A 22098-nucleotide genomic window follows, 5' to 3' on the forward strand; every position below is an offset into this window, starting at 1 on the left:
GAGATGGGCATCGAAGGCGTTCTGAAGGAAGGCTTCGTCACGACGAGCCTGGACACGCTGATCAACTGGTCCAAGACGGGCTCGCTGTGGCCGATGACCTTCGGCCTCGCCTGCTGCGCGGTGGAGATGATGCATGCCGGCGCGGCGCGCTACGACATCGACCGCTTCGGCATGCTGTTCCGCCCGAGCCCGCGGCAGAGCGACCTGATGATCGTGGCCGGCACGCTGTGCAACAAGATGGCGCCGGCGCTGCGCAAGGTCTACGACCAGATGGCCGAGCCGCGCTGGGTGCTGAGCATGGGCTCCTGCGCCAACGGCGGCGGCTACTACCACTACAGCTACTCGGTGGTGCGCGGCTGCGACCGCATCGTGCCGGTGGACGTCTACGTACCCGGCTGCCCGCCCACCGCCGAGGCGCTGCTCTACGGCGTGCTGCAGCTGCAGGCGAAGATCCGGCGCGAGAACACCATCGCTCGCTAAGCACAAGAACATGAGCAGACTCGACACGCTCCAGGCGGCCCTGGAATCCGCGCTCGGCGCGCGGCTGGACAAGCTGGTGCGCGACCGCGGCGAGATCACCGTCACCGTCAGCGCGCTCAACTACCCCGAGGCCGCCCGCACGCTGCGCGACCACCCGGAGCTGCAGTTCGAGCAGCTGATCGACCTGTGCGGCATGGACTACTCGAGCTGGAAGGACCAGCCCTGGGAAGGCCCGCGCTTCTGCGTCGTCACGCACCTGCTGTCGGTGGCGAAGAACTGGCGCGTGCGGCTGAAGGTGTTCTGCCCCGACGACGAGCTGCCGCTGGTGAAGTCGCTCACCGAGGTGTGGAGCGCGGCGAACTGGTTCGAGCGCGAGGCCTTCGATCTCTACGGCATCGTCTTCGAAGGCCACCTCGACCTGCGCCGCATCCTGACGGACTACGGCTTCATCGGCCACCCGTTCCGCAAGGACTTCCCGACCTCGGGCCATGTCGAGATGCGCTACGACCCCGAGCAGCAGCGCGTGATCTATCAGCCGGTGACGATCGAGCCGCGCGAGATCACGCCGCGTGTCGTCCGCGAAGACAACTACGGCGGGTTGCACTGATGAACAGCCCCCAAGCTCACATTCGTTCGCTACCCCCCGAGGGGGCGCAGGCCTCCCTTGGGGCGGCCCGGCGGGAAGCCTAGCCATGGCCGAGATCAAGAACTACACCCTGAACTTCGGCCCGCAGCACCCGGCCGCGCACGGCGTGCTGCGCCTCGTGCTCGAGCTCGACGGCGAGGTCATCCAGCGCGCCGACCCGCACATCGGCCTGCTGCACCGCGCCACCGAGAAGCTGGCCGAGAGCAAGACCTTCATCCAGTCGCTGCCCTACATGGACCGTCTCGACTACGTGTCCATGATGTGCAACGAGCACGCCTACTGCCTGGCCATCGAGAAGCTGCTGGGCATCGAGGTGCCGCAGCGCGCGCAGTACATCCGCGTGATGTTCAGCGAGATCACCCGGCTGCTCAACCACCTGCTCTGGCTCGGCTGCCACGGCCTGGACTGCGGTGCGATGAACATCTTCATCTACTGCTTCCGCGAGCGCGAGGACCTGTTCGACATGTACGAGGCGGCGTCGGGCGCGCGCATGCACGCCGCCTACTTCCGCCCGGGCGGTGTCTACCGCGACCTGCCGGACGAGATGCCGCAGTACCAGGCGAGCAGGATCCGCAACGCCAAGGCGATCGCCCGGCTGAACGAGAACCGCCAGGGTTCGCTGCTCGACTTCATCGACGACTTCACCAAGCGCTTCCCGACCTACGTCGACGAGTACGAGACCCTGCTGACCGACAACCGCATCTGGAAGCAGCGCACCGTGGGCATCGGGGTGGTCTCGCCGGAGCGCGCGCTGAACCTCGGCTTCACCGGGGCCATGCTGCGCGGCTCGGGCATCGAGTGGGACCTGCGCAAGAACCAGCCCTACGACGTCTACGCGGCGATGGATTTCGACGTGCCGGTCGGCGTCAACGGCGACACGTACGACCGCTACCTCGTGCGTGTCGAGGAGATGCGCCAGTCCAACCGCATCATCAAGCAGTGCGTCGACTGGCTGCGTGCCAACCCCGGCCCGGTGATCACCGACAACCACAAGGTGGCGCCGCCCTCGCGCCTGGGCATGAAGTCCAGCATGGAAGAGCTGATCCACCACTTCAAGCTCTTCACCGAGGGCTTCCACGTGCCCGAAGGCGAGGCCTACGCGGCGGTGGAGCACCCGAAGGGCGAGTTCGGCATCTACCTGGTGAGCGACGGTGCCAACAAGCCCTACCGGTTGAAGATCCGCGCCCCCGGCTTCGTCCACCTGGCGGCGCTCGACGAGATGGCGCGCGGCCACATGATCGCCGACGCCGTGGCGGTGATCGGCACCATGGACATCGTGTTCGGCGAAATCGACAGGTGAACGATCGATGAGCTTGAGTGACGCCACGCTGGCCCGCTTCGCGAAGGAAGTGGCCAAGTACCCCGCGGACCAGAAGCAGTCCGCCGTGATGGCCTGCCTGGCCATCGTGCAGCAGGAGCAGGGCTGGGTCTCCACCGAGAGCGAGCAGAAGGTGGCCGACTACCTCGGCATGCCGGCGATCGCGGTGCACGAGGTCACCACCTTCTACAACATGTACAACCAGCAGCCGGTCGGCAAGTTCAAGCTGAACGTCTGCACCAACCTGCCGTGCCAGCTGCGCGACGGCCAGACCGCGCTCGAGCACCTGTGCAAGCGTCTCGGCGTGGAGGAGGGCGGCACCACGGCCGACGGCCTGTTCACCCTGCAGAAGAGCGAGTGCCTGGGCGCCTGCGCCGACTCGCCGGTGCTGCTGGTCAACGACCGCCAGATGTGCAGCTTCATGGACGAGAAGCGGCTCGACGATCTGGTCGACACCCTGAAGAAGGCCTGAGCATGCTCGACCTGTCGAAATTCCAGTCCACCGGCGCCGAGACCTGCTTCCACGGCCGCCACCTCGGCGCGCAGATCTATGCCGACCTGAACGGCCGCAACTGGTCGCTGAAGGACTACGAGGCGCGCGGCGGCTACCAGGCGCTGCGCAAGATCCTCGGCCAGGACGGCGGCGCGGGAATGACGCCCGAGCAGGTGATCGCCGAGGTCAAGCTCTCCGGCCTGCGCGGCCGTGGCGGCGCGGGTTTCCCCACCGGCCTGAAGTGGAGCTTCATGCCGCGTGCCTTCCCGGGCCCGAAGTACCTCGTCTGCAATTCCGACGAAGGCGAGCCGGGCACCTGCAAGGACCGCGACATCCTGATGTTCAACCCGCACATCGTCATCGAAGGCATGGCGATCGCGGCGTACGCGATGGGCATCGCGACCGGCTACAACTACATCCACGGCGAGATCTTCGAGGTCTACGATCGCTTCGAGGCCGCGCTCGAAGAGGCGCGTGCCGCGGGTTACCTCGGCAACAACATCCTCGGCTCGGCCTTCAGCTTCCAGCTGCACGCCTCGCACGGCTTCGGCGCCTACATCTGCGGCGAGGAGACGGCGCTGCTCGAGTCGCTCGAGGGCAAGAAGGGCCAGCCGCGCTTCAAGCCGCCGTTCCCGGCGAGCTTCGGCCTGTACGGCAAGCCGACCACGATCAACAACACCGAGACCTTCGCTGCGGTGCCGTGGATCATCCGCCACGGCGGCCAACCCTATCTCGAGATCGGCAAGCCGAACAACGGCGGCACCAAGATCTTCTCGGTCTCGGGCGACGTCAACCGCCCGGGCAACTACGAGGTCCCGCTCGGCACGCCGTTCTCGAAGCTGCTCGAGCTCGCCGGCGGCGTGCGCACCGGCCGCACGCTGAAGGCGGTGATCCCGGGCGGATCGTCCGCCCCCGTGCTGCCTGCCTCCATCATGATGGACTGCACGATGGACTACGACAGCATCGCCAAGGCCGGCTCGATGCTCGGCTCCGGCGCGGTGATCGTGATGGACGATTCGCGCTGCATGGTCAAGTCGCTGCTGCGCCTGTCGTACTTCTACGCACACGAGAGCTGCGGCCAGTGCACGCCGTGCCGCGAAGGCACCGGCTGGATGCACCGCGTGATCGAGCGCATCGCCAACGGCCAGGGGCGCAAGGAAGACCTGGACCTGCTGAACTCGGTGGCCGACAACATCCAGGGTCGCACCATCTGCGCGCTCGGCGACGCCGCCGCGATGCCGGTGCGCGCCATGATCAAGCACTTCCGCGACGAGTTCGTGCACCTGATCGAACACAAGACGCCGAAGGTCGGCGCGCCGGCCGCGAAGGTCGCCGTCGCAGCCTGAACACCATGATCGAACTCGAACTCGACGGCAAGAAGGTCAGCGTGCCCGAAGGCAGCATGGTGATGCATGCGGCCGACGCGGCGGGCACCTACATCCCGCACTTCTGCTACCACAAGAAGCTCTCGATCGCGGCCAACTGCCGCATGTGCCTGGTCGACGTCGAGAAGGCGCCCAAGCCCATGCCCGCCTGCGCCACGCCGGTGACGCAGGGAATGATCGTCCGCACCAAGAGCGACAAGGCGATCAAGGCCCAGCAGTCGGTGATGGAGTTCCTGCTCATCAACCACCCGCTGGACTGCCCGATCTGCGACCAGGGCGGCGAGTGCCAGCTGCAGGACCTGGCCGTCGGCTACGGCGGCTCCGCCTCGCGCTACCAGGAAGAGAAGCGCGTCGTCTTCCACAAGGACGTCGGCCCGCTGATCTCGATGGAGGAGATGAGCCGCTGCATCCACTGCACCCGCTGCGTGCGCTTCGGCCAGGAGGTGGCCGGCGTGATGGAGCTGGGCATGATCAACCGCGGCGAGCACTCCGAGATCACCACGGTGGTCGGCGAGACGGTCGACTCCGAGCTCTCCGGCAACATGATCGACCTGTGCCCGGTCGGTGCGCTCACCAGCAAGCCGTTCCGCTACAGCGCGCGCACCTGGGAGCTCTCGCGCCGCAAGAGCGTCAGCCCGCACGACAGCACCGGCGCCAACCTGATCGTGCAGGTCAAGGCGAACCAGGTGATGCGCGTGCTGCCGCTCGAGAACGAGGAGGTCAACGAGTGCTGGATCGCCGACCGCGACCGCTTCTCGTACACCGCGCTCGATTCGGACGACCGCCTCACCGCGCCGATGCTCAAGCAGGGCGGGCAGTGGAAGACGGTCGAATGGACCACCGCGCTCGAATACGTGGCGCGCGGCCTCACGCAGATCAAGGTCGACCATGGCGCCAAGGCCATCGGCGGCCTGGCCTCGCCGCACAGCACGGCCGAGGAACTGCACCTGCTCGCCAAGCTGGTGCGCGGCCTGGGCAGCGAGAACATCGACCACCGCCTGCGCCACGCCGACTTCTCCCAGCCCGCGCCGGCCGGCAAGGCGCGCGGGCTCGGGCTGCCGGTCGCCGCGCTGTCGACCCTGCAGCGTGTGCTGGTGGTCGGCTCCTTCCTGCGCAAGGACCACCCGCTGTTCGCGCAGCGCATCCGCCAGGCGGTGCGCAAGGGCGCGCAGGTGCACAGCGTGCATGCGTTGCAGCCCGACTGGGCGATGCCGGTCGCCTCCTCGCTGGTGGCCGCACCCTCTGCCTGGGTGCAGGCGCTGGCGGACATCGCCACGGCCATCGCTGCGTCCACCGGCGCCGCGGCGCCGGCCGCCGGCACGGCGACGGATGCCGCCAAGACCATCGCCGCCGCGCTGCTGTCCGGCGAACGCAAGGCCGTGCTGCTGGGCAACGCGGCCGTGCAGCACCCGCAGGCCGGCGTGCTGCTCGGCCTGGCGAACTGGATCGCCGCGCAGACCGGTGCCAGCGTGGGCGTGCTCGGCGAGGCGGCCAACAGTGTCGGCGCACAGCTGGTCAATGCGCTGCCGGGCGCGGGTGGGCTGGATGCCGGCCGGATGCTGTCGCCGCAAGGCGGGCTGAAGGCGGCGCTGCTGCTGAACGTGGAACCGCTGGCCGATGCGGCCGATGCGGCCGCCGCGAAGGCGGCGCTCGAGGGCGCCGAGATGGTCGTTGCGCTGAGTGCGTTCAAGGGCGGCGTGATCGACCTGGCCGACGTGCTGCTGCCGATCGCCCCGTTCAGCGAGACCTCGGGAACCTTCGTCAACGCCGAGGGCCGCGCGCAGAGCTTCTTCGGTGTCGTCAAGCCGCGCGGCGAGACGCGTCCGGGCTGGAAGGTGCTGCGCGTGCTGGGCAACCTGCTCGGGCTGAAGGGCTTCGATTACGAGACCTCCGAAGCGGTGCGCGCCGAAGCGCTGGGTGATCTCGCCGCGCTGGGCGCGCGCATCGACAACACGGCCCGGCCGGGTTCCCCCGCGCTGCCGACGGGCGGCCTCGAGCGCATCGCCGACGTGCCGATCTACTGCACCGACGCGCTGGTGCGGCGCGCCGGCCCGCTGCAGGCCACCGCCGACGCGCGGCCGCCGGTCGCCGGCCTGCCGGCGGCGCTGTGGGCGCAACTCGGCCTGGGCGAGGGCGGCCGGGTGCGCGTCTCCCAGGGTGGCGCGAGCGCCGTGCTGGGCGCGCGGCTCGACCCGACGCTGGCCGCCAACACCATCCACGTCAGCGCCGGACACCCGCTGACGGCCACGCTCGGCGCGATGTTCGGCGCCGTCAGCGTCGAGAAGGCCTGAGGGAGGCGCCACGATGCTCGACACCGTCACCTCCTTCGGCAGCGCCGTGCTCGGCCCGGCCTGGCCGGTGGTCTGGACGCTGGTCAAGATCGTCGCGGTCGTGCTGCCGCTGATGATCTGCGTCGCCTACCTGACGCTGTGGGAGCGCAAGGCGATCGGCTGGAGCCAGATCCGCCCCGGCCCGAACCGCGTCGGCCCCAAGGGCCTGCTGCAGCCCATCGCCGATGCCGTCAAGCTGATCTTCAAGGAGATCATCCTGCCGACGGCGGCCAACAAGAACCTGTTCCTGCTCGGCCCGGTGATGACCATCATGCCGGCGCTCGCCGCCTGGGCGGTGATCCCCTTCGGCCCCGAGGTGGCGCTGGCCAACATCAACGCCGGCCTGCTGTTCCTGATGGCGATCACCTCGATGGAGGTGTACGGCGTGATCATCGCCGGCTGGGGCTCGAACTCGAAGTACGCCTTCCTCGGCGCGCTGCGCGCCTCGGCGCAGATGGTGAGCTACGAGATCGCAATGGGCTTCGCGCTGGTCGTGGTGCTGATGGTGTCGGCCTCGCTGAACATGACCGACATCGTGATGGGCCAGTCGCGCGGCATGTTCGCCCACATGGGGCTGAACTTCCTGTCGTGGAACTGGCTGCCGCTGCTGCCGATCTTCGGCGTCTACATCATCGCCGGCATCGCCGAGACGAACCGCCATCCGTTCGACGTGGTGGAGGGCGAGTCGGAGATCGTCGCCGGGCACATGGTCGAGTACTCGGGCATGTCCTTCGCGATGTTCTTCCTGGCCGAGTACGCCAACATCATCCTGGTCTCGACGCTGGCTGCGATCATGTTCCTGGGCGGCTGGCTCCCGCCGATCGACAGCGCGCTGTTCAACTGGATCCCGGGCTGGATCTGGCTCGGCTTCAAGACCTTCTGCCTGTGCACCCTGTTCCTGTGGGTGCGGGCCAGCTTCCCGCGCTACCGCTACGACCAGATCATGCGCCTGGGCTGGAAGATCTTCATCCCGGTGACGCTGGTGTGGCTGGTGGTCGTGGGCCTGTGGATCCAGTCGCCCTGGAACATCTGGAAGTAAGGCACCCACCATGGCTTCCGCAAGCACCCTCAAGGACTTCGTCTCCAGCTTCTTCCTGCTGGAGCTGCTCAAGGGCTTCAAGCTCACCGGGCGGCACTTCTTCCAGCGCAAGATCACCATCCAGTTCCCGGAAGAGAAGACGCCGCTCAGCCCCCGCTTCCGCGGCCTGCACGCGCTGCGCCGCTACGAGAACGGCGAGGAGCGCTGCATCGCCTGCAAGCTGTGCGAGGCGGTCTGCCCGGCGATGGCCATCACGATCGAGAGCGACGTGCGCGCCGACGGCTCGCGCCGCACGACGCGCTACGACATCGACCTGACCAAGTGCATCTTCTGCGGCTTCTGCGAGGAGAGCTGCCCGGTCGACTCGATCGTCGAGACGCACATCTTCGAGTACCACGGCGAGAAGCGGGGCGACCTGTACTTCACCAAGGACATGCTGCTGGCGGTGGGGGACCGCTACGAAGCCGAGATCGCGGCCCGCAAGGCCGCGGACGCGCGCTACCGCTGAGAGCAGCCGGCGCGCGTTCCCCGCGCCCGGCAGGAAAAATACGATGCAAACCGCGCTCTTCTACATCTTCTCGGCCGTGCTGCTGTTCGCGGCCTTCCGCGTGATCACCGCGCGCAGCCCGGTCTATGCCGCGCTGTACCTGGTGCTCGCGTTCTTCAACGCCGCCTGCGTCTGGATGCTGCTGCGCGCCGAGTTCCTGGCGATCTCGCTGGTGCTCGTCTACGTCGGCGCGGTGATGGTGCTGTTCCTGTTCGTCGTGATGATGCTCGACATCAACGTCGACTCGATGCGCGCCGGCTTCTGGAAGCACTTCCCGCTCGCCGCGGCGATCGGCGTCGTCATCGCGCTCGAGATGGCGCTGGTGCTGATCCCCGGCTTCGACGTGCGCCAGGCGCCGGTGCCCGATGCGGCGGCCGCCAAGCTCGGCAACACCAAGCTGCTGGGCATCGAGATCTACACCCAGTACCTGTACCCGCTGCAGATCGCGGCGGTGCTGCTGCTGGTGGCGATCATCGCGGCGATCGCGCTGACGCTGCGCAAGCGCAAGGATTCCAAGTACATCGACCCGGCCGAACAGGTCAAGGCGAAGAAGGCCGGTCGTGTGCGCCTCGTGCCTATGAAACCCACGGTCGAGGCGCCGGCGGCCGCCAGCGCGGCGGGAGAGCAGAAATGACCCTCGGAGCCGTCACGCTCGGCCATTACCTGTCGCTCGGCGCGATCCTGTTCGCGCTGTCGGTGATCGGCATCTTCCTGAATCGAAAGAACCTGATTGTGCTGCTGATGGCCATCGAGCTGATGCTGCTGGCGGTCAACCTGAACTTCGTCGCGTTCTCGCACTACCTCGGCGACATGGCCGGCCAGGTGTTCGTGTTCTTCATCCTGACCGTGGCCGCCGCCGAATCGGCGATCGGCCTGGCCATCCTGGTGGTGCTGTTCCGCAACCGTTCCACGATCAACGTCGACGAGCTCGACACGCTGAAGGGCTGAGCACCCCATGGCAGCAACCCTTTCCCCCAACCTGCTCGTCGCGGTGCCGCTGGCGCCGCTGGCCGGCGCGGTGCTGGCCGGCTTCTTCGGCAAGTGGATCGGCCGGCGCGGCGCGCACCTGGCCACCATCCTCGGCGTGGCGATCGCGTTCGTCATCTCGGCGATGGTGCTCAAGAGCGTCGCCGTCGACGGCGCGCGCTTCAACGCCACCATCTACGAGTGGATGGTCGTCGGCGGGCTGAAGATGGAGATCGGCTTCCTGGTCGACGGCCTGACCGCGATGATGATGTGCGTGGTGACCTTCGTGTCGCTGATGGTGCACATCTACACCATCGGCTACATGGAGGAGGACCCGGGCTACCAGCGCTTCTTCTCCTACATCTCGCTGTTCACCTTCTCGATGTTGATGCTCGTGATGAGCAACAACTTCCTGCAGCTGTTCTTCGGCTGGGAGGCGGTGGGCCTGGTCTCCTACCTGCTGATCGGCTTCTGGTACACCAAGCCGACCGCGATCTTCGCCAACCTGAAGGCCTTCCTCGTCAACCGGGTCGGCGACTTCGGCTTCATCCTCGGCATCGGCCTGATCGTCACCTACGCCGGCACGCTGAACTACGCCGAGACCTTCGCCAAGGCGAACGAACTGGCCGCGATCACGATGCCCGGCACCGGCTGGGCGCTGATCACCGCCACCTGCATCTGCCTGTTCATCGGCGCCATGGGCAAGAGCGCGCAGTTCCCGCTGCACGTCTGGCTGCCCGACTCGATGGAAGGCCCGACGCCGATCTCCGCGCTGATCCACGCCGCGACGATGGTGACCGCGGGCATCTTCATGGTGGCGCGCATGTCGCCGCTGTTCGAGCTGTCCGACACGGCGCTGTCGTTCGTGATGACCATCGGCGCGATCACGGCGCTGTTCATGGGCTTCCTCGGCATCATCCAGAACGACATCAAGCGCGTGGTGGCGTACTCGACGCTCTCGCAGCTCGGCTACATGACGGTGGCGCTGGGCGTCTCGGCCTACTCGGTGGCGGTGTTCCACCTGATGACGCATGCCTTCTTCAAGGCACTGCTGTTCCTGGCGGCCGGCTCGGTGATCATCGGCATGCACCACGACCAGGACATCCGCAACATGGGCGGACTGCGCAAGTACATGCCCATCACCTGGATCACCTCGCTGCTGGGCTCGCTGGCGCTGATCGGCACGCCGCTGTTCGCCGGCTTCTACAGCAAGGACAGCATCATCGAGGCGGTGCACGCCTCGCACCTGCCGGGCTCGGGCTTCGCCTACTTCGCGGTGGTGGCCGGCGTGTTCGTCACCGCGTTCTACTCCTTCCGGATGTACTTCCTCGTCTTCCACGGCAAGGAGCGCTTCCACGACAAGCCCTTCCCGGGCGAGCACGACCACCACGACGACCACGGGCACGGCGAGCACCACGATCCGCACGAGTCGCCCTGGGTCGTCACCGCGCCGCTGCTGCTGCTGGCGATCCCGTCGGTGGTGATCGGCTACCTGACCATCGGCCCGATGCTCTACGGCGAGTTCTTCAAGGACTCGATCTTCGTCAACGCGCAGGCCCACCCCGCGATGGCCGAACTCGCCGAGGGCTTCCACGGCGCGGCGGCGATGGCGCTGCATGGCCTGAGCACGCTGCCGTTCTGGCTGGCGCTGGCGGGGGTCGTCGTCGCCTATGTGTTCTACCTGGTCAAGCCGGAGATCCCGGCGGCGATCGCGCGCACCTTCAAGCCGGTCGTCACGGTCCTCGAGAACAAGTACTACATGGACTGGATCAACGAGAACCTGATCGCCCCCGCGGCGCGCGCGCTCGGCCGAGGTCTGTGGAAGGGCGGCGACGTCGGCCTGATCGACGGCGTCGTGATCGACGGCTCGGCCAAGGCGGTGGGCGGCATCGCCTCGCTGACCCGCCTGCTCCAGACCGGCTACCTGTACTGGTACGCCCTCGTGATGATCGTCGGCGTGATCGCGCTGATGACCTGGCAGCTGTGGCCCTACCTCGGCCACCTGATCGTTCGCTAACCACACAACAACCATGGGTCTCCTGAGCCTCGCCATCTGGCTGCCGATCGCCTGCGGCGTCCTGCTGCTCGCGCTGGGACGCGATCGGAACGCCACCGCGGTGCGCTGGATGGCGCTGGTGGGCGCGTTCGCGAGCTTCCTCGTCACGCTGCCGCTGATCACCGGCTTCGACACCTCCACCGCAGCGATGCAGTTCGAGGAGTCGCTGCCCTGGATCGAGCGCTTCAACGTCAAGTACCACCTCGGCGTCGACGGGCTGTCGATGTGGTTCGTGCCGCTCACGGCGTTCATCACGGTGATCGTCGTGATCTCGGCCTGGGAGGTGATCGAGGAGCGCGTCAACCAGTACATGGGCGCGTTCCTGATCCTCTCGGGCATCATGGTCGGCGTGTTCAGCGCGCTCGACGGGCTGCTGTTCTACGTGTTCTTCGAGGCGACGCTGATCCCGATGTACATCATCATCGGCATCTGGGGCGGCCCGCGGCGCGTCTACGCGGCCTTCAAGTTCTTCCTCTACACGCTGGCCGGCTCGCTGCTGATGCTGGTGGCGCTGGCCTACCTCTACTTCAAGTCCGGCGGCAGCTTCGACATCCAGGCCTGGCACCGGCTGCCTCTGCCGGCCACCGCGCAGACGCTGCTGTTCTTCGCCTTCTTCCTCGCCTTCGCGGTGAAGGTGCCGATGTGGCCGGTGCACACCTGGCTGCCCGACGCCCACGTCGAGGCGCCCACCGGCGGCTCGGTGGTGCTGGCGGCGATCATGCTGAAGCTCGGCGCCTACGGCTTCCTGCGCTTCTCGCTGCCGATCGCGCCGGACGCGAGCCGCGAGTGGGCCTGGTTCATCATCGCGCTGTCGCTCATCGCGGTGATCTACATCGGCCTCGTGGCGATGGTCCAGCAGGACATGAAGAAGCTGGTCGCCTACTCGTCGATCGCCCACATGGGCTTCTGCACGCTGGGCTTCTTCATCTTCAGCGAGCTCGGCGTGGCCGGCGGCATCGTGCAGATGATCTCGCACGGCTTCATCTCCGGCGCGATGTTCCTGTGCATCGGCGTGCTGTACGACCGGGTGCACTCGCGCGAGATCGCGAGCTACGGCGGCGTGGTCAACACCATGCCCACCTTCGCCGCCTTCGCCGTGTTCTTCGCGATGGCCAACAGTGGCCTGCCGGGCACCAGCGGCTTCATCGGCGAGTGGATGGTGATCCTCGCCACGGTGAAGGCCGGCTTCTGGCTCGCCTTCCTGGCCGCCACCGCGCTGATCCTCGGGGCCGCGTACAACCTGTGGATGGTCAAGCGGGTCTACTTCGGTGCGGTGGCCAACGAGCACGTCAAGGCGCTGACCGACCTGAACGCGCGCGAGTTCGTGATGATGGCGATCCTCGCGGTGGCCGTGCTGTGGATGGGCGTCTACCCGAAGCCGTTCACCGACGTGATGCAGGTCTCGGTGACCCAGCTGCTCGAGCACGTCAAGCAGCCCAAGCTGGCGCCCTGAGAGAGACGAGACATGGATGCAATGAACTGGCACGCCGTCGCCCCCGAGATCGTGCTGCTGTGCGCGGCGCTGGTCGTCGCGATGGTCGACCTGTGGGTGACGCACCCGCGCCGCCTGCCCACCTACCTGCTGGCACAGGCCTCGCTGGCGGTGGTGGCGTGGCTGCACCTGCAGCGCTTCGACGCCGGCGAGACGGTCTACGCGATGCAGCGCATGGTGGTGGCGGATCCGATGGGTCATTTGCTCGCCTTCTTCGCCACGCTGGCGGCGATGGTCTCGCTCGCCTACGCGCGTCCCTATGCCGAGCAGCGCGACATGCTCAAGGGCGAGCTGATCACCCTGAACATGCTGTCGCTGCTGGGCATCCAGGTGATGGTCTCGGCCAACAACTTCCTGGTGGTCTACCTCGGCCTGGAGCTGATGTCGCTGTCGCTGTACGCGCTGGTCGCGCTGCGCCGCGACCACGCCCCGGCCACCGAGGCGGCGATGAAGTACTTCGTGCTCGGCGCGCTGGCCAGCGGCTTCCTGCTCTACGGGCTGTCGATGATGTACGGCGCGACCCAGTCGCTCGACATCGGCGAGGTCTTCAAGGCCATCGCCACCGGCCAGATCAACAAGGCCGTGCTGGTGCTGGGCGTGGTGTTCGTGGTCTCCGGGCTGGCCTTCAAGCTCGGTGCGGTGCCGTTCCACATGTGGATCCCGGACGTCTACCAGGGCGCGCCGACGGCGGTCACGCTGCTGGTGGCCGGCGCGCCCAAGCTGGCGGCCTTCGGCATCACCATCCGGCTGCTGGTGGAGGGCATGTCCGGCGTGGCCGAGGACTGGCAGCAGATGCTGATCGTGCTGGCGGTCTGCTCGCTGGTGATCGGCAACCTGGCCGCCATCGCGCAGAGCAACCTCAAGCGCATGCTGGCCTACTCCACGATCGGCCAGATGGGCTTCATGCTGCTGGGCCTCACGCCCACGGTCGTCTCGGGCAACACGCTGTCGGCCGCCAACGGCTACAGCTCGGCGATGTTCTACGTGCTCGCCTACGTGTTCACCACGCTGGGCACCTTCGGCGTGGTGATGCTGCTGGCGCGCAGCGGCTTCGAGTCCGAGCAGATCGACGACCTGAAGGGCCTCGCCAAGCGCAGCCCCTGGTACGCCGCGGTGATGGCGATCTTCATGTTCTCGCTGGCCGGCATCCCGCCGACGGTGGGCTTCTACGCCAAGCTCGCGGTGCTGCAGGCGCTGGTGTCGACCAACCTCGCGTCCTACATCTGGCTCGCGGTGATCGCGGTGCTGCTGTCGCTGGTGGCGGCCTTCTACTACCTGCGCGTGGTGAAGGTGATGTACTTCGACGAGCCGACCGATATGACGCCCATCGGCAGCACCGGCGAGGTGCGCACGCTGCTGTCGCTCAACGGCGTGGCGATCCTCGCCTTCGGACTGCTGCCCGGCGGCCTGATGACGCTGTGCGCGCAGGCCATCGTCAAGGCGCTGGGCACCTGACTCCCGGCGATTGCATGGGCGCGCCGGAGGACGACGACATCGACGCCCACCTGCGCGAGGTCGGCGTCGGCTTCGAGCAGGTGTTCCGCGGACGCCTGCTCGACGTGCGGCGCGACACCGTGCGCCTGCCCGACGGCTCGCAGGCCACGCGCGAGTACATCAAGCACGACGGTGCGGTGATGGTGGTGCCGATCCTCGACGATGGTCGCTTGGTGATGGAACGCCAGTGGCGTTATCCGGTCGGCCAGGTGATGCTCGAGTTTCCGGCCGGCAAGATCGACCCGGGCGAATCGCCGTTCTTCTGCGCGCAGCGCGAGCTGCTCGAGGAAACCGGCTACCGCGCCGCGCAGTGGGCACGCATCGGGGTGATCCGCAACGCGATCGCATACTCGAGCGAGGTGATCGAGGTCTGGTTCGCCCGCGGCCTGCGACACGACGGCGCCAGGCTCGACGACGGCGAGTTCCTCGAGGTCACCCTACTGAGCGTCGACGAGCTCGACGCGCTGTGCGCCGCCGGCCGCGTCAGCGATACCAAGACCCTGTTCGGGCTGCTGTGGTTGCAGAATTGGCGCGCCGGGCGCTGGGCCATCGACTGGCAAAGCGCGCCGTAAGGCACGCCGCCCCATAATGCGGGGCATGAAGGTGCTGAACCTGCGCTGTGCTCACGATCACCGCTTCGAGGGCTGGTTCGCCTCCGGCGAGGAGTTCGAGTCCCAGCGCGAGCGCTCGCTGGTCGAGTGCCCGGTCTGCGGCGACCGCGCCATCGACCGGCTGCCGAGCGCGCCGCACCTGAACGTCTCCACGCCGCGCGAGCCCGCGCCGGCGTCCCCCGAGAAGACTCCCGCGATGCAGGCGGCCTGGCTGAAGGCGCTGCGTCACATGGTCGAGCACAGCGAGGACGTCGGCGAGCGCTTCCCCGAGGAAGCGCGCCGCATCCACTACGGCGAGGTCGAGGAGCGTGCCATCCGCGGCCGTGCGTCGCCCGAAGACGCCCAGTCGCTGCGCGACGAGGGCATCGAGGTGATGGCCTTCCCGTCGCTGCCGGCGCTCAAGGGCACACTGCAGTAACGCCGGCTCAGAGCAGCCGGCCGGGGTTCATGCGGCCGTGCGGATCGAGCGCCTGCTTGATCGCGCGCATCAGCTTCAGGGCCACCGGCGACTTGCGCTGCGCCAGTTCCTCGCGCTTGAGCGCGCCGATGCCGTGCTCGGCGGAGATCGAGCCGCCATGCGCGCTCACCGCGTCGTAGACGATGCGGTTGACCTCGTGTTCACGCTCGCGCAGGAAGGCCTCGGGCGCCAGCCCGACCGGCGCCTGCACGTTGTAGTGCAGGTTGCCGTCGCCCAGGTGGCCGAAGTCCACCAGCCGCACGCCGGGCACGGCACGCGCCAGCGCGGCGTCGGTCGCCGCCACGAAGGCCGGGATGTGCGACACCGGCACCGAGATGTCGTGCTTGATGTTCAGCCCCTCCTGGCTCTGCGCCAGCGGGATCGATTCGCGCAGGTGCCACATCGCGTGCGCCTGCTCGAGGTTGCTGGCCAGCGCCGCATCGTCGATCATTCCCTGCTCGAAGGCGGACTCCAGCAGCGCCTCGAAACGCAGCGTCGCGTGCGACTCGCTCTCCTCGTCGGACTGCTCCAGCAGCACCGTCCAGGGCGCCGGCGCGAGCGGCTGGGCGAGCTGCGGGAAATGCGTGCGCACCAGCTCGAGCGAGAAGCGGTTCATCACCTCGAAGCCGGTCAGCGCGGCGCCGAGGCGCTGCTGCGCCAGGCCGAGCAGGGCCACGGCCTGCTCGAGCGTCGCGAGCGTGGCCAGCGCGGTGGTGCGGGCCGCGGGCAGCGGGTGCAGCTTCAGCGTGGCGGCGGTGATGATGCCCAGCGTGCCTTCGCTGCCGATGAACAGGTCGCGCAGGTCGTAGCCGGTGTTGTCCTTGCGCAGGCCCGACAGGCCGTCCCAGACCTCGCCCTCGGCCGTCACCACCTCCAGGCCCAGGCACAGCTCGCGCGCATTGCCGTAGCGCAGCACCTGGGTGCCGCCGGCGTTGGTGGCCAGGTTGCCGCCGATGGTGCAGCTGCCCTCGGCGGCCAGGCTGAGCGGGAACAGCAGGCCGGCCTCGCGCGCGGACTGCTGCACCAGCTGCAGGATGCAGCCGGCCTCTGCCGTCAGCGTCAGGTTGGCGCGGTCGATGCCGCGCACCCGGTTCAGGCGCTGCAGGCTCAGCAGCACCTGCGTGCCGCTGGCGTCCGGCACCGAGGCGCCCACCAGGCCGGTGTTGCCGCCCTGCGGCACGAGCGCCGCGCCGGCCTCGGCGCAGGCGAGCACCACGGCGGCCACCTCGGCCGTCGAGCCCGGCCGCACCACGGCGCGGGCGCGGCCGCGAAAGCGACGCCGCCAGTCCTGCTCGTAGGCGCTCAGGTCGCCTTCGGTGAGCACGTGGGCCGCGCCGACCAGCCCGCGCAGGCGTTCCTCCAGGCTCACGGCGCCGCCCCCGGCGCGGCATGCCGCTTCGCCTGCGTCAGGCGCCAGTGCACGTGCATCGCGCTGGCCGCGAACAGCAGCAGGCACAGCGCGATCTCCACCAGTGCGAGCTGCGCGGACAGGCCGCGGTCGCCGCTGGCCCGCACCACGCCCTCGATGAAGTAGAGCCAGACGAACAGGCTGACCCAGCGGTAGGTGTAGAGCTTGTTCTTCAGCAGGCCGGCCAGCGGGACGGTCAGCGGCAGCACCTTCAGCGCCAGCGTGCGGTTGCCGGTGGGTGCGAGCCACAGCTCCCAGGCCAGGCCGAGCACGATCAGGCCGAGCAGACCGGTCACCGCGAGCGCGCGGGTCCACACGACGGGGGTGGGCAGGGCGGCGGGCGGGGGCGTGGTCATGTCGCTGGCTATCATGCCATCGATGAATCTCCCGACCCCGCTGAAGGCCCGCCTGGCCCAGCGCTGGCAGGACCGTCTGGCCGAGCTGCTGCAGACGCTGCAGCACTGGCCCTGGCTCGACACGCTGGCCACGCTGCGGCAGCGCTTCCGCGAAGACCGCCTCGGCCTGACCGCCAGCAGCCTGACCTTCACCACGCTGATCTCGCTGGTACCGCTGGTCACGGTGATGCTGGCGCTGTTCTCCGCCTTCCCGATGTTCTCGTCCTTCGAGGACGCGCTGCAGAAGTACTTCCTGCAGAACCTGGTGCCGGAGAACATCGCGCGGCCAGTGCTGCAGGCGCTGACGCAGTTCGCCTCCAAGGCGAACCGGCTCGGCACCGTGGGCCTGGTGTTTCTGGTGCTGGCCGCGCTGGCGCTGATGCTGACCATCGACCGGGCGCTCAACGCCATCTGGCGCGTGCGCACCGCGCGGCCGATCGCGCAGCGCGTGCTGGTCTACTGGGCCGCGGCCACGCTCGGCCCGCTGGCGCTGGGCGTCAGCCTGAGCCTGACCTCGGTGGCTATCACCGCCTCGCGCGGGCTGATCGGCGCGCTGCCGGGCGGCGTGAGCCTGCTGCTGAACCTGATCGAGTTCGTGCTGTTCGCCGCCGCGATGGCCGGGCTGTTCCACTACGTGCCCAACACCCACGTGCGCTGGCGCCACGCGATCGCCGGCGGGGTGTTCGTCTCGGCCGGCTTCGAGGTGGCGAAGAAGCTGCTGGCCTGGTACATCGGTCAGGTGCCGACCTTCTCGGTGGTCTACGGCGCCTTTGCCACGGTGCCGATCTTCCTGGTCTGGATCTACCTCGGCTGGGTGATCGTGCTGCTCGGCGCGGTGGTGGCGGCCTACGCGCCGAGCCTGCAGATGGGCGTCAAGCGCTGGCCCGACAGCCCCGGCGCGCGCCTGGCGCTGGCGGTGCAGGTGCTGCGCGCGCTGCAGTCGGCGCGCAGTCACGAGGGCCGCGGCCTGGCGCTGGAGGCGGTCGCCGAGTCGCTGCGCATCGATCCGCTGCAGGTGGAGACGGTGGTCGACACGCTGGTGGCGCTGGACTGGGTCGGCCGGCTCGACGAAGGCGGCGCGGCGCGCTTCGTGCTGCTGTGCGAGCCGGCCGCGACCGCCGCCGAGCCGCTGCTGGCGCGGCTGCTGATCGAGCCGCTGCCGGCGCTGGCCGGCCTGCGCCAGCGCACCGGGCTGGACCGCATGACGCTCGCCGAGTTGCTGCTGCCCTGATCAGCCAGCCGGCGAATCGCTGCGCTGGGCCGGCAGCGCGCCGTGCTGGACCCGGTCCTTGCCCAGGCGCTTGGCGGCGTACATCGCGTCGTCGGCCGCCTGCAGCAGCTTCATCGGGTGCTGCGCGTCCAGCGGCGCGATCGCGTAGCCGATGCTCGCGGTGACGCCGCCGCCCTCCTGCGCCGCCACCTGGCGCAGCGCGGTCAGCATGTGCAGCGCCAGTGCACGCGCCCCGGCCGGGCTGCGCACGCTGGCCAGCACCAGGAACTCGTCGCCGCCGAAGCGGCCGACCGCGTCGTCGGCGCGGACGCTCCCCTGCAGCGCCTGCGCCACGCGCACCAGCAGTGCGTCGCCCTCGCGGTGGCCGAGCCGGTCGTTGACCGCCTTGAAGCCGTCCAGGTCGATGAAGAACAGCGCCACCGGCACCTGCACCGCGTCGACCAGCGCGGCCTCGATGCGGTCCATCATCGTGCGGCGGCTCAGCACGTCGGTCAGCGCGTCGCGCTCCACGCTGCGGCGCAGCTGCTCCTGCGCGACCGTCAGGTCGTGCACGTCGATGGTCACGGTATAGAGCCCGACCACGCGGCCCTCGGCATCGCGGTCGGGCACGTAGCTGGTGCGCATCCAGCGCGGGCCCTGCGGCAGCTCGGCGACGAGTCGGGTGTACTGCACCGTCTTGCCCTCCAGCGCGCGCCGGAAGTGCGGCTCGTGCTCGGACCAGCGGCGCATGCCGCGCACCGCGCCGATGTGGCGCCCGACCAGCTGCTCGGGCGTCATGTGGGTGGCCTCGCAGTAGGCCTTGTTGACGAAGCGGATCACGCAGCCGGCGTCGAGGTAGGTCAGCGGGTACGGGATGTTCTCGGTGAAGCGGTCCAGGCGCTGGCGCGCGGCGATCAGCGCCTCGCGCGCGGTGACGTCCTCGTGGATGTCGGTGGCGATCGTGAAGATGCTGTCCACGCTGCCGCTCGCGTCGACGTCGGGGAACACCTGGATGCGTGCCCAGCGGCCGCCATGCGCGCCGTGGTTCAGGCGGCGCTCGTAGTGGGTGGTCTGGCCGGCGAAGGCGAGCTCGAAGGCCGGGCGCGCACGTTCCCAGGCCTCGGCCCCGAACAGCTCGGCGAGCGTGCGGCCAAGCAGTGCCTCGCGCGGCCGCGCCGCCCACCCCTGGTAGGGCGGGTTGCAGAACACCAGCCGGGCGTCGCGGTCCCAGCGGCCGATCGGCAGCGCGACGACGTCGACGAGGCGCTCGATCGCACTGACCGGCGCCGGCGCGGGTTGCTCGCTCATCAGAAGGGGATGCGGCCGGTCCAGATGTCCTTGTACATCACCCAGTCGCCGAGAAAGCTGTACAGCGGGCGCTTGAACGAGGCGGGCCGGTTCTTCTCGAACACGAAGTGGCCGATCCAGGCGCAGCCGTAGCCGGCCACCAGGCCCAGCAGCAGGTACAGCGGGCGGCCGGTGACCACCAGCAGCGCCAGGCACACCAGGGCCAGCGTCGAGCCGAGGAAATGCAGCCGCCGGCAGCTGCGGTTGGCATGCTCGCCCAGGTAGAAGGGATAGAACTCGGCGAAGCTCGTGAAGCTCTTCGGATCGATGGCGCTGCCGGTGGCGTTCATCGCGGACCCTCCGTCAGGCAAGGGCCTGGCGCAGCACATTCAACACGCCGTCCGGCGACTCGGCCATCAGTGAATGCCCGGCCGGCAACTCGTGCAGCGTGGCCTTCAGCGCCGTCGCCAGCGCACGGCCCGAGCGCGGGCTGGTCATCTGGTCGCGCTCGCCCAGCACGCAGTGCACCGGGCAGCGCACCTGCGCGGCGGCCTGCAGGCCGTTGCCGTAGGCGTCGCAGATCCGGAAGTCGCGCTCGAACAGGTTCAGGTCGGTCAGCCCAGCCTGGATGCGTCGCATCAATGCGCGGTTGCTGCCGTGCAGCCACATGCCCGGGCCGGGGAACGAGGGCTTGGCGGCGAGGCCGGAGAACGAGAACGCGTTGACCATGTCGATCGCCCGCAGCGGCTGCTCGCGCGCGGCATCCAGCAGCGCGTCCGAGACCTTCATCGGGAACGCGGTGCCGATCATCACCAGCCGCGTGATGCGCTGCGGCGCGCGGGCGGCGGCCTCCAGGCCGATCAGCGATCCGAGGCTGTGCCCGACCAGCGTGGCGCCGGCCACGCCGGCGGCGTCGAGCAGCGCGAGTGTCCAGTCGGCCAGCGCCTCGACGCTGGCGAGCGGCGGCCCGGCGCTGCGGCCGTGGCCGGGTTCGTCGACCGCCAGCACCGCGTGGCCATGGTGCGCGCACCAGCGCGCCAGCAGGTTCCACACGCTGTGGTCGTGCAGCGCGCCGTGCAGGAACACGACGCAGGGCAGGGCGGCATCGAAGGGCTTGCCGCCGGTGTACGCATAGGCGCGCCGGCCGTCGACCTGCAGTTCCATCAGGCCCCCGCCTTCTCGGCCGCCTTCAGCGCCCGCTTCAGGTCGTCGAGCAAGTCGTCCGCATCCTCCAGGCCGATCGACAGCCGGATCGTGCCCGGGCCGATGCCCGCCTGTGCCAGCGCCGCGTCGTCCATGCGGAAGTGGGTGGTCGATGCCGGGTGGATCACCAGCGAGCGGCAGTCGCCCACGTTGGCCAGGTGCGAGAAAATCCTCAGCGCCTCGATGAAGGCGCGGCCCTGGGCGCGAGAGCCCTTCAGGTCGAAGCTGAACACCGAGCCGCAGCCGCGCGGCAGCAGCGACTTCGCCAGCGCGTGGTCCGGATGCGACTCGAGTTCCGGGTAGGCCACCGACGCGACGAACGGATGCGCGGCCAGGAAGCCCACCACCTTGCGCGTGTTCTCCACGTGTCGTGCCATGCGCAGCGGCAGCGTCTCGAGCCCCTGCAGGATCAGCCAGGCCGTGTGCGGGCTCATGCAGGCGCCGAAGTCGCGCAGGCCCTCGCGGCGCGCGCGCAGCAGGAAGGCGCCGACCGTGCTCTCCTCGCTGAACACCATGCCGTGGAAGCCGTCGTAGGGCTGCGTCAGCTCGGGGAATCGCCCGGAGGCATCCCAGTCGAAGCGGCCCGAGTCGACCAGTACGCCGCCGATCACCGTGCCGTGGCCGGAGAGGAACTTGGTGGCCGAGTGGAACAGCAGGTCCGCACCGTGTTCGAAGGGCTGCATCAGCCAGGGCGTGGTGAAGGTCGAGTCCACCAGCAGCGGCAGGCCGTGCTCGTGCGCGAGCGCCGCCACGGCCGGCACGTCGAGCACGTCCAGGCCCGGGTTGCCGAGCGTCTCGCCGAACAGCAGCCGCGTGTTCGGCCGGATCGCGGCGCGCCAGGCGTCGAGGCTGCGCGGCTTGACGAATGTCGTCTCGATGCCGAAGCGCGCCAGCGTGTAGTGCAGCAGGTTGTGCGAGCCGCCGTACAGCGCGCTCGAGGCCACCACGTGGGCGCCGGCACCGGCCAGCGTGGCGATCGCCAGGTGCAGTGCGGCCTGGCCGCTGGCCGTGGCGATCGCGCCCACGCCGCCCTCGAGTGCCGCCACGCGCTCCTCGAGCACCGCGTTGGTCGGGTTCGAGATGCGGCTGTAGACATGCCCGGCGCGCTCGAGGTTGAACAGCGAGGCGGCTTGCTCGCTGGACTCGAACACGAACGAGGTGCTGAGGTGGATCGGCACCGCGCGTGCGCCGGTGGCCGGGTCGGGTGCGGCACCGGCGTGCAGCGCGAGGGTGTCGAAGCCGGGGTCGTTGATGCCGGGCATGTTGCGTCGGGGCTGGCCG

At 68.9% G+C, this 22098-nt stretch carries 22 protein-coding genes; 16 read left to right on the plus strand and 6 right to left on the minus strand.

Annotated features, from left to right (window positions below; translation table 11 throughout):
- Positions 1-3: 3 nt before the first annotated feature.
- From D9C15_RS11100 to D9C15_RS11170, 15 genes are all read left to right on the plus strand, one after another.
- On the plus strand, positions 4-480 hold the full coding sequence (locus tag D9C15_RS11100) for a NuoB/complex I 20 kDa subunit family protein (RefSeq protein WP_112183298.1): 477 nt from the start codon (positions 4-6) through the stop codon (positions 478-480).
- A 10-nt stretch (positions 481-490) separates the two neighbouring features.
- A complete protein-coding gene (locus tag D9C15_RS11105) occupies positions 491-1087 on the plus strand; it encodes an NADH-quinone oxidoreductase subunit C (RefSeq protein ID WP_127997508.1) in 597 nt (198 codons plus the stop codon).
- 85 nt (positions 1088-1172) lie between these two features.
- Positions 1173-2426, plus strand: coding sequence for an NADH-quinone oxidoreductase subunit D (locus D9C15_RS11110; RefSeq protein ID WP_127997509.1), 1254 nt, complete (start codon positions 1173-1175; stop codon positions 2424-2426).
- A gap of 7 nt (positions 2427-2433) precedes the next feature.
- Positions 2434-2916 carry an NADH-quinone oxidoreductase subunit NuoE gene (nuoE, locus tag D9C15_RS11115; RefSeq protein ID WP_127997510.1) on the plus strand — a complete coding sequence of 161 codons (483 nt, stop codon included), beginning with the start codon at positions 2434-2436 and terminating at the stop codon, positions 2914-2916.
- Between the two features lie 2 nt (positions 2917-2918).
- Positions 2919-4283: an NADH-quinone oxidoreductase subunit NuoF gene (gene nuoF / locus D9C15_RS11120; protein WP_127997511.1), complete on the plus strand. Its 1365-nt coding sequence runs from the start codon at positions 2919-2921 to the stop codon at positions 4281-4283.
- A gap of 5 nt (positions 4284-4288) precedes the next feature.
- On the plus strand, positions 4289-6613 hold the full coding sequence (nuoG, locus tag D9C15_RS11125; protein WP_127997512.1) for an NADH-quinone oxidoreductase subunit NuoG: 2325 nt from the start codon (positions 4289-4291) through the stop codon (positions 6611-6613).
- A 13-nt stretch (positions 6614-6626) separates the two neighbouring features.
- A complete protein-coding gene (gene nuoH, locus D9C15_RS11130) occupies positions 6627-7691 on the plus strand; it encodes an NADH-quinone oxidoreductase subunit NuoH (RefSeq protein ID WP_127997513.1) in 1065 nt (354 codons plus the stop codon).
- 10 nt (positions 7692-7701) lie between these two features.
- Positions 7702-8199, plus strand: a complete 498-nt coding sequence (nuoI, locus tag D9C15_RS11135) for an NADH-quinone oxidoreductase subunit NuoI (RefSeq protein ID WP_112183305.1) — start codon at positions 7702-7704, stop codon at positions 8197-8199.
- Positions 8200-8242: 43 nt separating this feature from the next.
- Complete coding sequence (locus D9C15_RS11140) at positions 8243-8872, plus strand: NADH-quinone oxidoreductase subunit J (RefSeq protein ID WP_127997514.1); 630 nt, start codon at positions 8243-8245, stop codon at positions 8870-8872.
- Positions 8869-9186 (plus strand): NADH-quinone oxidoreductase subunit NuoK, encoded by a 318-nt coding sequence (nuoK, locus tag D9C15_RS11145; RefSeq protein WP_127997515.1) that lies wholly within the window; start codon positions 8869-8871, stop codon positions 9184-9186. Before D9C15_RS11140 ends, nuoK begins: the two co-directional genes overlap by 4 nt.
- A 7-nt stretch (positions 9187-9193) precedes the next feature.
- Positions 9194-11221 (plus strand): NADH-quinone oxidoreductase subunit L, encoded by a 2028-nt coding sequence (gene nuoL / locus D9C15_RS11150; RefSeq protein ID WP_127997516.1) that lies wholly within the window; start codon positions 9194-9196, stop codon positions 11219-11221.
- A 13-nt stretch (positions 11222-11234) separates the two neighbouring features.
- The gene (locus tag D9C15_RS11155; protein ID WP_127997517.1) at positions 11235-12713 is read left to right on the plus strand and encodes an NADH-quinone oxidoreductase subunit M; all 1479 of its coding nucleotides are present in this window, start codon (positions 11235-11237) and stop codon (positions 12711-12713) included.
- A gap of 12 nt (positions 12714-12725) precedes the next feature.
- Positions 12726-14207 carry an NADH-quinone oxidoreductase subunit NuoN gene (gene nuoN / locus D9C15_RS11160; protein WP_127997518.1) on the plus strand — a complete coding sequence of 494 codons (1482 nt, stop codon included), beginning with the start codon at positions 12726-12728 and terminating at the stop codon, positions 14205-14207.
- A 14-nt stretch (positions 14208-14221) separates the two neighbouring features.
- Positions 14222-14818, plus strand: a complete 597-nt coding sequence (locus tag D9C15_RS11165; protein WP_127997519.1) for an NUDIX domain-containing protein — start codon at positions 14222-14224, stop codon at positions 14816-14818.
- Between the two features lie 25 nt (positions 14819-14843).
- Positions 14844-15275: a DUF1178 family protein gene (locus tag D9C15_RS11170; RefSeq protein ID WP_127997520.1), complete on the plus strand. Its 432-nt coding sequence runs from the start codon at positions 14844-14846 to the stop codon at positions 15273-15275.
- 7 nt (positions 15276-15282) lie between these two features.
- On the opposite strand, the gene D9C15_RS11175 is transcribed toward D9C15_RS11170, so the two are convergent.
- Positions 15283-16683, minus strand: a complete 1401-nt coding sequence (locus D9C15_RS11175) for an FAD-binding oxidoreductase (protein WP_127997521.1) — start codon at positions 16681-16683, stop codon at positions 15283-15285.
- Positions 16680-17078 (minus strand): DUF2069 domain-containing protein, encoded by a 399-nt coding sequence (locus tag D9C15_RS11180; protein WP_240668366.1) that lies wholly within the window; start codon positions 17076-17078, stop codon positions 16680-16682. Before D9C15_RS11180 ends, D9C15_RS11175 begins: the two co-directional genes overlap by 4 nt.
- 22 nt (positions 17079-17100) lie before the next feature.
- Between D9C15_RS11180 and D9C15_RS11185 the strand changes: the two genes are divergently transcribed.
- Complete coding sequence (locus tag D9C15_RS11185; protein WP_127997523.1) at positions 17101-18348, plus strand: YihY family inner membrane protein; 1248 nt, start codon at positions 17101-17103, stop codon at positions 18346-18348.
- Here D9C15_RS11185 and D9C15_RS11190 read toward each other — a convergent pair whose 3' ends face one another.
- From D9C15_RS11190 to D9C15_RS11205, 4 genes are read right to left on the minus strand one after another with little or no spacing between them, the layout of a single operon-like run.
- Entirely contained in the window at positions 18349-19635 is a 1287-nt protein-coding gene (locus D9C15_RS11190; protein ID WP_127997524.1) for a GGDEF domain-containing protein, read from the minus strand.
- The gene (locus D9C15_RS11195; RefSeq protein WP_127997525.1) at positions 19635-19964 is read right to left on the minus strand and encodes an Mpo1-like protein; all 330 of its coding nucleotides are present in this window, start codon (positions 19962-19964) and stop codon (positions 19635-19637) included. The genes D9C15_RS11190 and D9C15_RS11195 overlap by 1 nt, the downstream gene beginning before the upstream one ends.
- A gap of 13 nt (positions 19965-19977) precedes the next feature.
- Positions 19978-20778 carry an alpha/beta fold hydrolase gene (locus tag D9C15_RS11200; protein WP_127997526.1) on the minus strand — a complete coding sequence of 267 codons (801 nt, stop codon included), beginning with the start codon at positions 20776-20778 and terminating at the stop codon, positions 19978-19980.
- Positions 20778-22079 (minus strand): O-acetylhomoserine aminocarboxypropyltransferase, encoded by a 1302-nt coding sequence (locus tag D9C15_RS11205; RefSeq protein WP_127997527.1) that lies wholly within the window; start codon positions 22077-22079, stop codon positions 20778-20780. The genes D9C15_RS11200 and D9C15_RS11205 overlap by 1 nt, the downstream gene beginning before the upstream one ends.
- Positions 22080-22098 lie beyond the last annotated feature (19 nt).

It is taken from the genome of Piscinibacter defluvii, assembly GCF_004011805.1.
Classification (GTDB): domain Bacteria; phylum Pseudomonadota; class Gammaproteobacteria; order Burkholderiales; family Burkholderiaceae_C; genus Piscinibacter; species Piscinibacter defluvii.

Coding starts and splice junctions, on each gene's coding strand:
- nuoI (WP_112183305.1), top strand. CDS start 7,702: ATGGCTTCCGCAAGCACCCTCAAGGACTTCGTCTCCAGCTTCTTCCTG.
- nuoE (WP_127997510.1), top strand. CDS start 2,434: ATGAGCTTGAGTGACGCCACGCTGGCCCGCTTCGCGAAGGAAGTGGCC.
- D9C15_RS11100 (WP_112183298.1), top strand. CDS start 4: ATGGGCATCGAAGGCGTTCTGAAGGAAGGCTTCGTCACGACGAGCCTG.
- D9C15_RS11200 (WP_127997526.1), bottom strand. CDS start 20,778: ATGGAACTGCAGGTCGACGGCCGGCGCGCCTATGCGTACACCGGCGGC.
- D9C15_RS11170 (WP_127997520.1), top strand. CDS start 14,844: ATGAAGGTGCTGAACCTGCGCTGTGCTCACGATCACCGCTTCGAGGGC.
- D9C15_RS11195 (WP_127997525.1), bottom strand. CDS start 19,964: ATGAACGCCACCGGCAGCGCCATCGATCCGAAGAGCTTCACGAGCTTC.
- nuoF (WP_127997511.1), top strand. CDS start 2,919: ATGCTCGACCTGTCGAAATTCCAGTCCACCGGCGCCGAGACCTGCTTC.
- D9C15_RS11155 (WP_127997517.1), top strand. CDS start 11,235: ATGGGTCTCCTGAGCCTCGCCATCTGGCTGCCGATCGCCTGCGGCGTC.
- D9C15_RS11105 (WP_127997508.1), top strand. CDS start 491: ATGAGCAGACTCGACACGCTCCAGGCGGCCCTGGAATCCGCGCTCGGC.
- D9C15_RS11110 (WP_127997509.1), top strand. CDS start 1,173: ATGGCCGAGATCAAGAACTACACCCTGAACTTCGGCCCGCAGCACCCG.
- nuoK (WP_127997515.1), top strand. CDS start 8,869: ATGACCCTCGGAGCCGTCACGCTCGGCCATTACCTGTCGCTCGGCGCG.
- D9C15_RS11185 (WP_127997523.1), top strand. CDS start 17,101: ATGAATCTCCCGACCCCGCTGAAGGCCCGCCTGGCCCAGCGCTGGCAG.
- D9C15_RS11140 (WP_127997514.1), top strand. CDS start 8,243: ATGCAAACCGCGCTCTTCTACATCTTCTCGGCCGTGCTGCTGTTCGCG.
- nuoH (WP_127997513.1), top strand. CDS start 6,627: ATGCTCGACACCGTCACCTCCTTCGGCAGCGCCGTGCTCGGCCCGGCC.
- nuoG (WP_127997512.1), top strand. CDS start 4,289: ATGATCGAACTCGAACTCGACGGCAAGAAGGTCAGCGTGCCCGAAGGC.
- D9C15_RS11190 (WP_127997524.1), bottom strand. CDS start 19,635: ATGAGCGAGCAACCCGCGCCGGCGCCGGTCAGTGCGATCGAGCGCCTC.
- D9C15_RS11180 (WP_240668366.1), bottom strand. CDS start 17,078: ATGACCACGCCCCCGCCCGCCGCCCTGCCCACCCCCGTCGTGTGGACC.
- nuoN (WP_127997518.1), top strand. CDS start 12,726: ATGGATGCAATGAACTGGCACGCCGTCGCCCCCGAGATCGTGCTGCTG.
- D9C15_RS11205 (WP_127997527.1), bottom strand. CDS start 22,079: ATGCCCGGCATCAACGACCCCGGCTTCGACACCCTCGCGCTGCACGCC.
- nuoL (WP_127997516.1), top strand. CDS start 9,194: ATGGCAGCAACCCTTTCCCCCAACCTGCTCGTCGCGGTGCCGCTGGCG.
- D9C15_RS11165 (WP_127997519.1), top strand. CDS start 14,222: ATGGGCGCGCCGGAGGACGACGACATCGACGCCCACCTGCGCGAGGTC.